Genomic DNA, 15,536 nt, shown 5'->3' on the forward strand with positions numbered 1-15,536 from the left:
GACAGTCTATTCGGCCAGGTTATCAGCCACCAATTCCAGCAAGCTGTGCATGGTCTTGTCCCACTGGAAATGAGCCTGTCCGTCGTCAAAAGTCTGGCGGCAATTGGAGCAGCTGGTAACGGCGAGATCTGCACCTGCTGCATCGATCTGCTGCATCTTTATTTCAAACGCTTTATAACGTAGCGAGTCGGCACGATGGATCGTGACCACGCCGCCACCGCCGCCGCAGCACCAGTTCAGGTCTCCGGTGTCTTCCGTCTCTTTAAGATCGGCGCCGAGCGCCTGAATGACTTCCCGCGGTGCCTGGGTAGCGCCGCCGCGGCGTGATATCTGACAGGGATCATGAAAAGTGATCGATTTCGCCAGTGGTTTTAATTTTATTTGGCCGCTTCGTACTTTCTCGGCAAGGAATTCCGAGATATGCAGCACCTGGAATGGCAACGGCTTGCCGTACATGTTGGCGCCCTGCCAGCGCAACGCGCCATACGCGTGACCACATTCCGGCATGATCACCAGCCGGGCACCGCAATCGATGGCGGCCTGAATCAGCTTCATGCTCATGTCTTTTTGCCATTCGCTGTTGCCCGAGAGCAGCCCGAAATTGGTGGCTTCGTAACCGTCGCTACGCAGCGTCCAGGACAGTCCCAGGTGATTCAGCACCTTGGCTGTGGACACAATGGATTGCGGGTATTTCATGATCTCGATGGAGGAGAGGGCAATGAGCACATCGGCCCGTTCCTTATCCATGGGGATGGCTATGTCGTGTTCATCGGCGAGCCAGTCGATGCGCTCTTTCAATACCTTGGGAGTCGCGCCCAGCGGGCTGCCTTCGCGTTCTGCACGCTCGGCTACGGCCCAGAGTTCGTGCGGGACCAGTCCGGCTTCGAACATGCCATGCCGGGCCTGACCGACAAGGGTCGCGATATCGATGCCCATCGGGCAGATCAGGCTGCAGCGACCGCACATGGTGCATGAATCGTAAAGCAGGGTCTGCCAGTCTTCCAGCTCTTCAATGGTGACTTTGTGTTTGAGATTGAGTGCTTTATATATAAATGAGAATGCGCCGGATTCGCGCTTGTAGGCCTGCTTGAAAGGTTCCAGTTTCCAGATTGGCGTATATTTCGGATTTTCCGTAGCGGTGTAAAAATGACAGGCCTTGGCACACTGACCGCAATGTATGCACGATTCCATATAGGTCGCTGCAGTGCGGCCAAAATCCTTGCTGAAACGTTGCATGGCAGCCGCGACACGTTCAGCATCGGGGCGTTCTCCCTGTTTATCATATCGGGCTTGCGGGTTCTCGACACTCAGGCGAGGAGAGTCCAGGTCAAGCGGATGTAGCGTGTCGATATCGCTCATGTGCGCGCCCCTTTCCTGGCAAATTGGGAACCCGTGGTTCCACGCGATACGAAGACCAGTACAGCATGTGCAAGCTTGCCAAAAGGCAGCCAGATCAGCAGCAACTCGAAGCTCAGCAGGTGCACGGCGACAGCCAGTCCATTCTGTGACGCACCGAGTGCCGAATCGCTTTCCCCCAAGGCACCCAGCGCGACCATGCCTGTAGCCAGCGGCAACATCGTTACCAGCCAGCTGAAATAGTCATCAAAATTGGACAGCAGCGCCAGCACAGGATTGTTCATGCGCACCATGAGCGCGATCAACAGTGACATGATGGTGATAGCGGCGACCAGATAGACGATGCCATTAGGCAGTGCAGGCCAGGAGATACCGGTCAAACGGGTTATGAAAACGATGTGCGGCAAAAAACCAAACACGATGATGGCAAGACCAAGGTGGAACACATAGCCGTTAATGACGGAAAACCGTGTGCTTGCACGGAATTCGCGATGCGGGACCATGCGGCTGAAAATCGTGCGGATCGCGCCGGACAGGGTATGAGTCGTGCGCGGGGCGGATAAATCCCTTTTCACGGGATGACGGAATATGGCGATCAGACGCCACGCAATGCCGATAATGAATATGGTGAACGCCGCATCCAGCGCCGTCCCCCTTGCAAAAGTGATCAAATCCATACTGATTTATCCCCTCCGTGCTTCGGACAGTGCTGAATCTGCCCATTAAATTATGGTTAATTGTCTGATTTGTCCAATAAACTCATTCACATGCACGGTTTCCAGGCAGCGCATATCCAGACAGAAAGCGCCGTCTGCGATCCTGCCCAGGATGGGTACTGGCAATTGACGAAAGGCTTGATCGATTTTCTTCAGAGCACTGCCTTCGCCTCTGCCTTTGATGAGCGGTGAAATAGCGAGACACTCGCTGGAGAGCAGGTTGACCGGCAGCGACCCGCTACCGATCTGGCTATGACAAGGTTTGATTGCGACGGTGGCGTGGCCTGACATAGCCAGCATGACAGCGGGCAATACCTCTTTTGCCACAACTTCAATCTCTGCTGTAGATCGCGTCAGCAAGCGCAGGGTAGGTAAATTCTGAATGAGGCGCTCCGGGTCGCGATATAGCCGCAAAACTGCATCCAGTGCGGCATAAGTCATCTTGTCCACCCGCAGCGCCCGCTTGAGGGGGTTTCTTTTGATTTTGGCGATCAGGTCTTTACGGCCGATGATAATGCCGGCCTGCGGTCCGCCCAGTAATTTGTCACCGCTAAACGTCACCAGATCCGCGCCATTGGCGAGCGATTCCTGCGGTGTCGGCTCGCTGGGCAAGCCCAATTTGTCGAGATCGGCCAAGGTGCCGCTCCCCAGATCCACCATGAATGGCAAGCCATGTTCATGGGCAAGCGCGGCAAGATTCTTTTCCGCAACCGATGCGGTAAATCCCTGTATCGCATAGTTGCTGGTATGAACCTTGAGCAGCATCGCTGTTTTGGCTGAAATCGATTCCGTATAGTCCTTCAGATGCGTACGGTTGGTAGTGCCAACCTCCCTAAGCCGGCAGCCGGCACGCGACATGATGTCCGGTACGCGAAACGAACCGCCGATTTCCACCAGCTCACCGCGCGAAACTATTACCTCCTTGCGTAACCCCAGCGTATTGAGCGCCAGAAAAACAGCTGCCGCGTTGTTATTGACCACAGTTGCCGCTTCGGCGCCGGTCAGCTCCTGCAACAACGGCTCAATCAGATTGTCGCGATCACCGCGAGAACCGCCATCCAGGTCATATTCCAGATTGCAGGGACGGGTCATGGCATCGATGACCGCTTGCACGGCTACATCCGGCAACTGGGCACGGCCAAGGTTAGTGTGCAGCACCGTACCTGTCAGGTTGAATACAGGACGCAGCGAAGGCCGGAATGAGCGCTGGAGTGCCGATTGCAGGCGCAGATTAATCGCAGGTTCCGAAAATATATCCGCAGGCAAGCTATCGCTCCGCGTTACATGGTCGCGTAATTCAGCAAGCAGGGTACGTATCGCGGATACTACCGGTGTCCGTCCATATTCGGCGATTAATACCTGAGTAGTAGCCATGTTCAGCGCACGATCCACTGACGGGATGGCAGCCAACATGGCGCTGGTTGAATTTTGCGATGATGTATTCGACCTGGAACTCGGCATGGGTATTGTTCTGATAGTTACGCGGCTATGGCAGAGGTGGATATCAGAAACAGGTTAGGGCCGCTGCGCAACTTGCCGCTTTCGTCCATCATCAGGTCCAGAGCAAGCGTAGCCAGGTCATCAGCAACCGGATCGACCAACGGATCTTTGTCCATGTACATGATCTTGAGATAAGTGCCGCATTCTTCGCAGGTTTCTGCCTTCACTGCACCGGAACTGCTCTCGATCATATAATAGGAAATGCCTTTGGTGGACTCGCAATTAGTGCACTTGACGCGAACCATATGCCATTGTGTATTGCATACCGAGCAGCACAGATAACGCAACGCATTTTCGGCACCGCCGATACGGATTATGCTCGAAACCGGCGGTGACGTGCACACAGGGCACAGATTGCTGATATCGTTGGCACCGAAAGCCTGCGCGCCCAGCGTGGTTGCCATATGTGTCCAGTAAATCTGGAGCGCGGCGGCGACAAAAGGAGCAGCGCCCAGGTCCATCTCGTCGAATTCGCCCGCGAGAATGGCGGTTGCGAATGACTCCAGCGCGATGCTATCCATTTCCTGCAAACGCAAAAGAATCTTTCTGGTATCCGGCGTCGCAGCAGGCATCACATCGGCAACTATTTTCTTCAATGCGGCTTGCCATGCAATATCGCGTGGCCAGCTTTGTACCGAAAGCGGCGGCATGCCATGTTCCCGGCACAATTTCATCTCGGCTTCAGTTGGTAGAGGTATCCTGGGGAAAGTCGCCAGCGCAGCATGCTGGGCATCGCTCAACTTCGCCATGAACAGCAGGAAATCCTTCATCACGTGACCTTCTGCCAGTTGTCGAAGACGTCCAGCACGGTCGCGAAAAACATTATCCCTCGGCGGAATATAGATGAAAGGGATTTCACCGGACGGGGGTTCTATTTGTCCGGGCTGGATGATGGGGGTTGTACTCACAACTTGTTTTCCTTTGAAATTTCTTTGTACCATCCGGGATGATGATGTTTGGCCCAGGCTGCCGTAACAGTACCACGTGTCATGGCACGGATGGTACCTTTGGTCCAGATCGCCGCATACACATGCACAATGATGGCCACGATGGCAATAAAAGCCGCCACTGAATGTATCAACGCTGCCAGCCTGATAATGGGGATTGAAAAGAAAGGAGCGAAGTACGGACGCCAGATAATGAAGCCTGACAATACCAGAAGCGGGATACTGACCACCAGTGACCAGAATAAGTATTTCTGACCAATATTATATTTGCCGATTTCGGGCAAATTTGCAGCCTTATTGGCCATGATCTCGCCAAAATGTTTCTGCCACTCGCGGTCGGCTTGGGTAATGTGATTGTTTTCCCAGAACTTGACGATCAGTCCCAGAAAAGAAACGAACATGACCACACCGATAAACGGATGCAGAATTCTGGTCCAGGGACCGCCGCCAAACAAATTGCTCAAAAAGAAAAAAGCGGGGTGGAACAGCGCCAACCCGCTTAATGCCAGCAAGATAAAAGCGATCGCGACCAGCCAATGATTGATGCGATCATTGGCAGAATAACGCACTACAAGATTGGACTTGTTTGACATTTGCTGCTCCTCGTTTTCTTGGTTATCCATCAATCACCTGTCATTAATGCGGCTCGGATTCGCTCTCTTCCTCGTCGACTTCATTCGGACCGACTTTGATGTAGTGGAAGAATCCGACCAGTGCTGCCAAACCAATACCCAGGTTCATTAGCGGTTTGGTGACGCCTTTCCACAGCGATACGAGCGGGCTGATGGATGGATCTTTCGGTAAACCATGGTACAGCTCGGGCTGATCAGCATGTTGCAGCACATACATCACATGCGTTCCGCCTACGCCTTGCGGATCGTAAAGCCCTGCGTTGCTGTAACCGCGCTCCTTGAGGTCAACAATGCGATCCGCCGCATGCTCGACCATGTCCTCTTTGCTGCCGAACACGAGTGCGCCGGTCGGGCAGCTTTTCACGCAGGCCGGTTCCATGCCGACACCAACCCGGTCTGAGCAGAGCGTACATTTGTAGGCTTTGTTGTCCTTCTTGGAGATGCGAGGCACATTGAATGGGCACCCGGCAATGCAATAGCCGCAACCGATGCAGTTTTCCTCGTGAAAGTCGACGATACCGTTGCTGTACTGAATGATCGCACCGGGTGCCGGACAAGCCTTGAGACATCCCGGATCGGCGCAGTGCATGCAACCATCCTTGCGGATCAGCCATTCCAGTTTGTCTTTTTCGACTTCAACTTCCGAAAAACGCATGACCGTCCAGGAATCAGCGGTCAGATCGCGTGGGTTATCGTAAATGCCGGCATTGCTGCCGATTTCGTCACGAATGTCGTTCCATTCCATGCACGCCGATTGACAAGCCTTGCACCCTATGCACTTGGATACGTCGATCAGCTTGGCGACATCAGTCGTCTGACGAACCTTGGGCGAAGGGGTTGTGGTGGCGGAACGGCGCAGGATATCCAAAGATTGTAATGCCATGATCCGCCTCCCTATGCTTTCTCAATATTGACGAGGAATGACTTGAACTCGGGTGTTTGCGTGTTCGCATCACCTACATATGGCGTCAAGGTATTGGCAAGGTAACCGTTCTTGGCCAGCCCCTTGAATCCCCAATGAATCGGAATGCCGACCGTATGCACCGGCTGCCCATTGACGTTAAGCGTTCTGAGACGCTTGGTCACAACGGCCACAGCCTTGATATGCCCGCGGTTGGACGTGACCTTGACCTTATCTCCGGCCTTGATGCCTTTGGCCTTGGCCAGATCCTCACCAATTTCAACGAATTGCTCCGGTTGCAGAATGGCATTGATCCTGGCGTGCTTGGTCCAGAAGTGGAAGTGTTCGGTCAGGCGGTATGTCGTCCCGACGTAAGGGAACTCCCTGGCTTTGCCAAATGCTTCCATGTCGCCCTTGAATACCCGTGCAGCCGGATTGCTGATGACATTGGGGTGCAGCGGATTGGTGCCGATGGGCGTTTCAAACGGCTCATAATGTTCGGGGAACGGGCCTTCCGCCATTTTATCAACGGCAAACAGACGGGCAACGCCCTCCGGATTCATGATGAATGGGCCGACATTTTCGTCCGGCGCCGCGTCCGGACGCATATCAGGAATATCCATGCCTGCCCATTTGTTCTCCTTGGCATTCCAGGAAATCACATTGCGCGTGGCATCCCACGGCTTGCCGGATGGGTCGCATGAGGCACGGTTATAAAGTATGCGGCGATTGGCAGGCCAGGCAAAAGCCCAGTTCAGCGTATTACCCAGACCACTCGGATCGGAATTATCGCGTCGCGACATCAGGTTGCCGGACTGTGGCCAGGCACCGGAGAAAATCCAGCAGCCGCAGGCAGTAGTGCCGTCATCACGCAGCTGCGCAAATCCGGCCAACTGCTCGCCGGCTTTAGCCAATACCTTGTTCGGATCTTTGGGATCGACAACATCAGCCAGGGCCTTGCCGTTAAATTCCTTGGCAAGTTCTTCCGAGGAAGGGCTATCAGGGATTTTGTACGGCCAGGTAAGGTTGAGTATCGGGTCAGGAAATGCACCGCCTTCCTGCTTGTACATCTCGCGCAGCTTGAGGAACAGAGCGCCCATGATCTCGGCGTCGCCTTTAGCTTCACCCGGTGCGTCAGCGCCCTTGAAATGCCATTGCAGCACGCGGCTGGAACTGACCAGCGAACCATCTTCTTCCGCGAAACAGGTGGAAGGCAGACGGAATACCTCGGTCTGAATTTTGGAGGAGTCAACATCATTGAATTCGCCAAAGTTTTTCCAGAATTCAGAGGTCTCTGTCGCTAGCGGGTCGATGACCACCAGATATTTCAACTTGGCAAGTGCACCGCCAATTTTGGCCTTATTCGGGAATGACGCCAGCGGGTTAAAGCCTTGAGCGAAGTAACCGTTGATCTTGCCCTGATGCATCAGCTCGAATACTTGCAGCACGTCGTAGACTTTGTCCAGCTTGGGCAGCCAGTCAAAGCACCAGTTGTTTTCCCTGGTAGCAGCATCGCCATACCAGGATTTCATCAGGCTGACGTGGAATTTTGGATAGTTTTGCCAGTAACTCATCTGACCTGGACGCAGTGGCTTCAGCGCACGTTTGTCCAGATAATCAGCAAAATCCTGTTCCTTCTCGCCAGCCAGAGTCATGTAACCGGGCAGCATATTGGAGAGCAGCCCCAGATCGGTCAACCCCTGAATATTGGAGTGTCCACGTAGCGCATTGATACCGCCGCCCGCCATACCCATGTTGCCCAGCAGTATCTGCACCATCGCCATGGTGCGGATGTTCTGGGAGCCAATAGAGTGTTGCGTCCAGCCCAACGCGTACAGGAACGTGGTGGTTTTATTTGGCACCGCAGTTGCGGCGACCATCTCACACACATGAAGGAACTGCTCTTTGGGCGTACCCGTGATTCTGGATACCATTTCTGGCGTGTAGCGGGAATAGTGCTGCTTCATCAGATTGAATACGCAACGCGGATCCTGCAAGGTCTCATCCACCAGTACAAAACCGTCAGCACCTTTCTGATAGGACCAGGATGCCTTGTTATAGCTGCGTTTTTCCTTATCATAGCCGGAGAATAAACCGTCATCGAACTGGTAATCGCCATTGACGAGGAAAGTCGCGTCAGAATATTTCTTGACGTATTCATGCTGAATCTTGTCATGGCTCAGCAGATAATTAATTATTCCGCCGAGAAATGCGATATCGGTGCCGGAACGAATCGGTGCGTAGTAATCCGCCACCGCCGCTGACCGAGTGAAGCGGGGGTCAACCACGATCAGTCTGGCTTTATTGTGCGCTTTGGCTTCCGTTACCCATTTGAAACCGCATGGGTGTGCCTCGGCAGCATTGCCGCCCATCACCACAATCACATTGGCATTCTTGATATCGACCCAATGATTGGTCATCGCGCCGCGGCCGAACGTAGGGGCAAGACTTGCCACCGTAGGTCCGTGTCAAACACGCGCCTGGTTATCGAATCCTAATATGCCGAGGTTGCGAACAACTTTTTGAGTCAGGTAACCGGACTCATTGGAAGAGGCTGAAGCCGCCAGAAAACCAGTGGTCAGCCAACGATTGACAGTTAGACCATCGGCCGTTTTAGCAACGAAGTTCTGGTCGCGATCAGCTTTCATCAGCTTGGCGATGCGAGTGAAAGCCTCGTCCCAGGAAATACGTTTCCATTCACTGGCGCCTGCTTCGCGCACTTCAGGATATTTGAGGCGGCTGGGGCTATGCACGAAATCCAGCAGGCCAGCGCCTTTGGGACACAATGTGCCGCGATTTACCGGGTGGTCGGGATCGCCTTCGATATGAATGATCGTGGATTTTGCGTTTTTGGATTTATCGCCCATGCTGTACATGAGCAGACCGCAGCCGACAGAGCAGTACGGACAAGTGTTTCGAGTTTCAGTCGCGCGTTCAAGTTTGAAATTACGGATTTCCGCCAAAGCATCTGCGGAAGAAAATCCCATCAATGCCAAACTGGAACCTCCTAAGCTCGCGGTGCAGATTTTAAAGAATTGTCGCCTAGTAACTTTCATAACCCCTCCAGATGGATGAAATCAGAATTTTATTTTTATCTTTGCAGCGTAACACTTGTTCTTCAATTAAAGACCCGGCATCGACAATTGTCAACCAACATTTATCGATGCCGGAAACTGTCCAGGTTCGCAATAAATCGATTATTTGGCTGGTGCTATTTTTGTTATCACATACTGCCCCTTGGGTTGCTCGGATAGCTCGAACTCGACTTTCTCACCCGCTTTCAGCGTGCTTAGTACGTGCTTGTCGAACACCTTGAAGTTCATGGTCATTGCTGGCCAATCAAGGCTGGCAATCGCCTCGTGGGTAATATTCACTTTGGCTTTTTTCTGATCCACGGAGTTGATCACACCTGTGCCGTGATGCGTTTTACCGGCAACAGCTTTGCCTGCATCCATCTTCATGCCCGGCATGTTATCCATGTCGGCCGCGATAACAGGCATGGAGATTACGCCTGCGAAAATGACTGGGATAAATGCTAATTTCAGTTTTTTCATGACACTTTCCTTTCAGGTTAAAAAATTTATGGATTTAACTTATGGCCCTTCCACAGCAGGTACACAACCGGTACAACAAACATGGAGAGCAGGGGAGCGGTAATCATACCGCCTATCATCGGTGCCGCAATACGCTGCATGATTTCCGAGCCGGTGTCGCTGCCGAACATGATGGGCAGCAAGCCGGCAACGATAACCATCACCGTCATGGCTTTAGGGCGTACGCGCAACACGGCACCTTCGATAATGGCTTCCATCAGTCGCTGCCGCGAATTCAGCCTGCCCTCAGCCTGATATCGATTGATAGCCTGATCGAGGTACAGCAGCATGATGACGCCGAATTCTGCCGCAACGCCCGCCAGCGCAATAAAACCGACAGCGACGGCGACTGACATGTTGTAACCCAGCAAATAGATCAGCCAGAATCCGCCTATGAGCGCGAAGGGCAGGGTTGCAATAATCAGCAAGGCTTCGCTGGCGCGCTGGAAGGTCAGGTAGAGCAGCAGCAGAATAATGGACAGAGTCAAAGGCACAACCATCGCCATACGCTTGCTGGCGCGCTCCAGATATTCAAACTGACCCGACCAGGCGATGGAGTATCCTGGCGGCAATTTCACCTTGTCGCGCACAATTCGCTGTGCCTCGGCAACATAAGAACCGAGATCACGGCCGCGAATATCCACATATACCCAACCGCTGGGGCGGCTATTCTCGCTTTTGAGCATGGGTGGGCCATCTACGATTTTCACCTCGGCTACCGCCGATAACGGTACGGTGGCACCGCTATCGGTAATGATGGGCAAGGATTGCAGCTGGCTCAGAGAGTCGCGCGTCGCCTGCGGATAGCGGATATTGATAGGATAACGTTCCAGCCCCTCGATGGTCTCGCCGATGTTGTCGCCGCCAACCGCCGTAGCAATGACTTCCTGGATATCCTTGATATTCAATCCGTAACGGGCCGCAGCCGTGCGGTCGATATTGACGTCGATATAGCGACCGCCATTCAGGCGTTCCGCCAATGCCGAGGCAGTGCCGGAAATGGGTTTGATCAGGCCTTCGATCTGTTCGCCGATGCGCTCGATGACCTTGATGTCGGGGCCGGAAATCTTGATGCCGACCGGTGTCTTGATGCCGGTTGCCAGCATGTCGATACGGTTGCGGATCGGTTGCACCCAGACATTGGACAGACCGGGCAGTTTGACTGTGCGATCCAGTTCGTCTACCAGCTTGGCTTCGGTCATGCCCGGACGCCATTCCGCTTTGGGTTTGAACTGGATGGTGGTCTCGAACATTTCCAGCGGGGCAGGATCGGTCGCCGTTTCCGCACGGCCAGCCTTGCCGAAGACGCGTTTGACTTCAGGAATCGTTGCGATCAGCCGATCGGTCTGCTGCAGCAGTTCCGCGGCTTTGCCCGCCGACAATCCGGGTTGCGCAGTAGGCATATACAGCAGATCACCTTCTTCCAGCGGCGGCATGAACTCGCTGCCGAGCTGGGAAACCGGGAACCAGGTCAGCAACAGCAGCAAGCCTGCGACGCCCAGCGTGGTTTTCGGATACCGGAGTATGCGTGCGATCAATGGCCGATAAACCGCGATCAACCAGCGATTGAGCGGATTTTTGCTTTCCTCGACGATCTTGCCGCGTATGAAGTAACTCATCAGCACCGGTACCAGCGTCACCGATAAACCGGCCGCAGCCGCCATGGCGTAAGTCTTGGTAAAGGCGAGCGGTGCGAACAATTTTCCTTCCTGCGCCTGCAGGGTAAAAATAGGCACGAAACTCACGGTAATAATAAGCAGACTGAAGAATAGTGCGGGTCCGACTTCAGCCGCCGCCTGTGCAATCAATTGCAGGTGTTGTGCAGCGGAAGGCGGCTGATCCGGAGATTGCCGATGCCATGCTTCCAGATGTTTGTGCGCGTTTTCTATCATCACCACCGCAGCATCGACCATCGCGCCGATAGCGATGGCAATACCGCCCAATGACATGATATTGGCGTTGATGCCTTGATGCTGCATGACGATAAAAGCGACCAGAATGCCAATGGGCAGGGTGATGATAGCCACCAGAGCAGAGCGTAAATGGAAAAGAAATATCAAACAAACCAATGTTACTACAATGAACTCTTCAACCAGTTTATGACTGAGTGTATCGACTGCGCGCTGGATCAAATCCGAGCGGTCGTAGGTCGGCACGATTTCCACACCAGCGGGCAAACCCTGTTTCAGGGTTTCCAGTTTAGCCTTGACCGCCTTGATCGTATCCATCGCGTTTTTGCCGGAACGCATGATAATGATACCGCCGACCACCTCGCCATTGCCGTTGAGTTCGGCGATGCCGCGCCGCAATTGCGGCCCGATCTGCACCCGTGCCACATCTTTCAGTAATATCGGCGTGCCGGCGTCGCCCATCCCGACAGGGATATTCCGGATAGACGCAACGGAATTCAGATAGCCGGTCGCACGTACCATATATTCGGCTTCAGCCATCTCCACCACGGAGCCGCCGGTTTCCTGATTGGCTGACTGCACCGCCTGGATGACCCTGGACAACGGGATCCGGTAGGCACGCAATTGCTGGGGATCGACCACGATCTGATATTGCTTGACCATGCCGCCCAGGGTCGCCACTTCGGCCACGCCGGGCACGCTGCGCAGCTCATATTTAAGGAACCAGTCCTGCAGGCTGCGCAACTGCGACAGATCATGTTTATTGCTGCGATCGACCAGAGCGTATTCGTAGATCCAGCCGACCCCGGTAGCGTCCGGCCCGATCTCGGGCTTGACTCCGGCGGGCAGCTTGCCGGCCGCCTGGTTGAGGTACTCCAGCACGCGGGAGCGTGCCCAGTACTGGTCGGTGCCATCTTCGAACAGCACATACACATACGAATCGCCGAAGAATGAGTAACCACGCACCACTTTCGCGCCGGGCACCGACATCATGGTGGTGGTAAGCGGATAGGTGAGCTGATCCTCAACCACCCGCGGCGATTGTCCGGGATAACCGGTCTTGATGATCACTTGCACGTCGGACAGGTCGGGAATCGCATCCAGCGGCGTCTCCGTGATGGCGCGCACGCCCCACGCACTTAGCAGCACAACGGCGACGATGACCAGAAAGCGGTTCTGTAGCGACCAGCGTATCAGTGCCGTTATCATCAGTGCGCTCCTTTGCTGATGCCGGTAATCACGTATTCGCCCTTGCTCGATTCCGCCAGGTCAAAATCCACGATATCGCCGGGTTTGATGGCCTTCAGCATCTGCACATCCTTGACGCTGAAATCCATGGTCATGCTCGGCCATTTCAGGTTGGGGATAGGATCGTGCGTGATGTTGACGCTGCCATCTTCCATATCAATTGCATTAACCTTGCCGTGGCCTTTATACGATGGCGGCATGGGCATTTTTGCATCTTGCTTCCGTGTGTTTTCAGGAGATTGCAGCCGATCCAGCGCTGTTCTCAGATTGCTCTCGGAATCAATCATGAACTGCCCGGAAAGCACGATGGTCTGTCCTTCGGTCAAGCCATCCAGAATTTCATACTGGCCGCCAGACTCCCTGCCCGGATGCACTTCCACCGGATGAAACTTGCCGTCACCATCCGCGACAATGACGACGCTGCGCCGTCCTGTGGTAATCACCGCTTCGCTCGGCACCAGCAACGCTGCCTGTCCTGTACCGTCTTTCAGCGCCACATTGGCGAACATGCCGGGCTTGAGCAGGCCGTCCGGATTGGCAAGACGTATCCGCACCTGCAGTGTGCGCGTTGCCTGTGCAACATTGGGGTAGACATATTCGACGTGACCGCTCAGCTGTTTGCCGGGATAAGCAGGCACCGTGATGCTGGCTGCCATGCCTTCATGTATCCAGCCGCCCTGATTTTCCGGAATCTCGGCGGTGACCCAGACGCTGGACAGATCAACCAGCGAATACAGATTCATGCCCGGAGCAACCTGCGCGCCTTGACGTACATTCAGCTCAGTCACCACGCCGTTGCCGGGTGCATAATAGGCAATCAGGCGGCTGGGCTTGTTACCTGCCTGCAATTGGGCGATCTGTTTGGAACCGAGTCCGAGCAATGACAATTTGGCTTGCGCCGCCTGAAGCAAGGCACTGCCATCGGTTTCATTACGATTCTGCCGTGCCAGCAGATACTCTTCCTGTGCAGCGACCAGATCCGGCGAATACAGTTCCAGCAGCAATTGCCCGCGTTTGACCGGATCGTTTACGGCACTGACATGCAGCCGCTCCACCCAACCCGCGGCACGGGTCTGTACCACCTGAATGCGATGCTCGTCCGGGTTGATGTAGCCCACCGTATCGAGCTGCCGATCCAGATTCGCACGCGTCACCTTGGCGGTACGTACCCCCATGTTCTGTACTGTGGACGGATCGATTTTTACAGTACCGGGCACGGCGCTGTCATCGTCATACATGGGTACCAGCGCCATGTCCATAAAAGGTGACTTGCCGGGTTTGTCAAAATGCTGGTTAGGCACCATAGGGTCATACCAATACAGCACTTTGCGCTCTTTTTGCGGCTGGACGGGCGCGGATGTCGCAGACGGCTGGGGGGTATTATGTCCCGCCAGATAGCCGATACCGCCGGCAAACAGCATGGATAACACGATGAATAATGATGTTTTTTTCATTTTGAGTTTTCCTCGCCTGAGAAATAGCTGAGTTGTACCCGAGCGCGCGCTTGCGCTACCCGTTGTGCGAGCAATTGCAAATTGGCATCGAGCATGGCGTGGTGAGCTTCGAATACATCACCCATGCCGGATGCCGACGTCCCGTAGTCGATTAGCGCCGCCGAAATGCGCTGTGCGGCATCGGGAACCGTACTTTTTTGCAACAGCGCAATCCGGCTGGTAGCAGCTTGCCATTCGGCGTATGCAGCGGCCAGATCGGCTTGCATGCTGCGTAGCCGGTCTTCACGTTGATAGCGGGCTTTGCTCAGTAAAAATTGGCGGGCAGCGCTAGTGCGGTCTTGCCGATTACCGGGAAAGACCGGCAGATCTACCGCGATTTGCGCCGATACCATGTCGGCATAAGCCGGGCCCCGTTTTGAATAACCGAGCTCTACACTCCAGTCCGGTTTGCTGGCTTCCCTGGCCAGCGCCACATCCGTTTTGGCGGATACGATAGCCTGATCCAGTTTGCGGATTTCAGGATGCTGACCGAGCTGCGCATCGAGCCGGGATAGTGTGGCTGGCGGCGGGTAATTCGGCAATTGGTTTGCCAGTTCGCGTTTGGCTTCGGCGCCGATCCAGCGAGCCAACAGGGCGCGCGCACGTTCGGCTTGCGCCTTGAATTCCAGTTCCTTATCCAGTAGTTGATTCAAGCCGTTTTGCAGTCCCAGCACCTCGGCTTGCGAGCCTTTATTGGCCCGGTAGCTGATACGTGCAGCAGCGATTTGCTGCTGATAGGCGTGTTGCTGCTCATGAAGCAGATGCAACGCCTGCAATGGATAATACAGATCGAGCCAGGCGAGTCCTGCGGCGCGTTTCACATCCAGGGTACTGGCAGCCAGATCGGCCTTGCTTTGCTCGGTTTCGGATTGCGCCAGCTGCCCCCGTAACTCGCGTTTATTCCCGCCAGGGAAGCTCTGCTCGATGCTGACGGTACGTTGCGTCATCCCGTCCTGGGTCAGACTGTAAGTATCGACTGGTACATTGCTGACGCCCAGTTTTAATTTGGGGTCAGGCAATTGCCTGTCGGCCACTTCAGCTTGCCGATCGGCATCAATCAAGGCGCGTTGACCGGCAAGCAGAGGTTGATTGACGGCAGCAAGATTCATTGCGTCATCAAGACGCAACTGGTCAGCAACCGCGAACGGGGCAAAAACGGTAAGCCCTGTTATTAAGACTATTCGGATAAACATGGCAACTCCAAGCGACAACATTAACGAAAATCAGGCCGACACAAGCC

General features: G+C 54.5%; 11 protein-coding genes. All 11 read right to left on the reverse strand.

Annotated elements, in window-relative coordinates:
* Positions 1–6: 6 nt before the first annotated feature.
* Positions 7–1,359 carry a (Fe-S)-binding protein gene (locus tag CAP31_RS07115; RefSeq protein ID WP_087446901.1) on the reverse strand — a complete coding sequence of 451 codons (1,353 nt, stop codon included), beginning with the start codon at positions 1,357–1,359 and terminating at the stop codon, positions 7–9.
* The gene (locus CAP31_RS07120; protein WP_087446902.1) at positions 1,356–2,033 is read right to left on the reverse strand and encodes a nitrate reductase; all 678 of its coding nucleotides are present in this window, start codon (positions 2,031–2,033) and stop codon (positions 1,356–1,358) included. The genes CAP31_RS07115 and CAP31_RS07120 overlap by 4 nt, the downstream gene beginning before the upstream one ends.
* A 45-nt stretch (positions 2,034–2,078) precedes the next feature.
* Positions 2,079–3,485, reverse strand: coding sequence for an L-seryl-tRNA(Sec) selenium transferase (selA, locus tag CAP31_RS07125; protein WP_223247409.1), 1,407 nt, complete (start codon positions 3,483–3,485; stop codon positions 2,079–2,081).
* A 65-nt stretch (positions 3,486–3,550) separates the two neighbouring features.
* Complete coding sequence (gene fdhE, locus CAP31_RS07130) at positions 3,551–4,480, reverse strand: formate dehydrogenase accessory protein FdhE (RefSeq protein WP_157662689.1); 930 nt, start codon at positions 4,478–4,480, stop codon at positions 3,551–3,553.
* Positions 4,477–5,112, reverse strand: a complete 636-nt coding sequence (locus CAP31_RS07135; protein ID WP_087448304.1) for a formate dehydrogenase subunit gamma — start codon at positions 5,110–5,112, stop codon at positions 4,477–4,479. The genes fdhE and CAP31_RS07135 overlap by 4 nt, the downstream gene beginning before the upstream one ends.
* A 43-nt stretch (positions 5,113–5,155) precedes the next feature.
* Positions 5,156–6,034: a formate dehydrogenase subunit beta gene (fdxH, locus tag CAP31_RS07140; protein ID WP_087446905.1), complete on the reverse strand. Its 879-nt coding sequence runs from the start codon at positions 6,032–6,034 to the stop codon at positions 5,156–5,158.
* 11 nt (positions 6,035–6,045) lie between these two features.
* Complete coding sequence (fdnG, locus tag CAP31_RS07145) at positions 6,046–9,108, reverse strand: formate dehydrogenase-N subunit alpha (protein WP_157662690.1); 3,063 nt, start codon at positions 9,106–9,108, stop codon at positions 6,046–6,048.
* Positions 9,109–9,249: 141 nt separating this feature from the next.
* A complete protein-coding gene (locus CAP31_RS07155) occupies positions 9,250–9,606 on the reverse strand; it encodes a copper-binding protein (protein ID WP_087446908.1) in 357 nt (118 codons plus the stop codon).
* A 26-nt stretch (positions 9,607–9,632) separates the two neighbouring features.
* On the reverse strand, positions 9,633–12,764 hold the full coding sequence (locus CAP31_RS07160) for an efflux RND transporter permease subunit (protein ID WP_087446909.1): 3,132 nt from the start codon (positions 12,762–12,764) through the stop codon (positions 9,633–9,635).
* Entirely contained in the window at positions 12,764–14,257 is a 1,494-nt protein-coding gene (locus tag CAP31_RS07165; protein ID WP_087446910.1) for an efflux RND transporter periplasmic adaptor subunit, read from the reverse strand. Before CAP31_RS07165 ends, CAP31_RS07160 begins: the two co-directional genes overlap by 1 nt.
* Positions 14,254–15,489, reverse strand: a complete 1,236-nt coding sequence (locus CAP31_RS07170; protein ID WP_189836658.1) for a TolC family protein — start codon at positions 15,487–15,489, stop codon at positions 14,254–14,256. The genes CAP31_RS07165 and CAP31_RS07170 overlap by 4 nt, the downstream gene beginning before the upstream one ends.
* Positions 15,490–15,536: the final 47 nt, after the last annotated feature.

The sequence above is a fragment of the Sulfuriferula sp. AH1 genome (genome assembly GCF_002162035.1).
GTDB lineage: Bacteria > Pseudomonadota > Gammaproteobacteria > Burkholderiales > Sulfuriferulaceae > Sulfuriferula.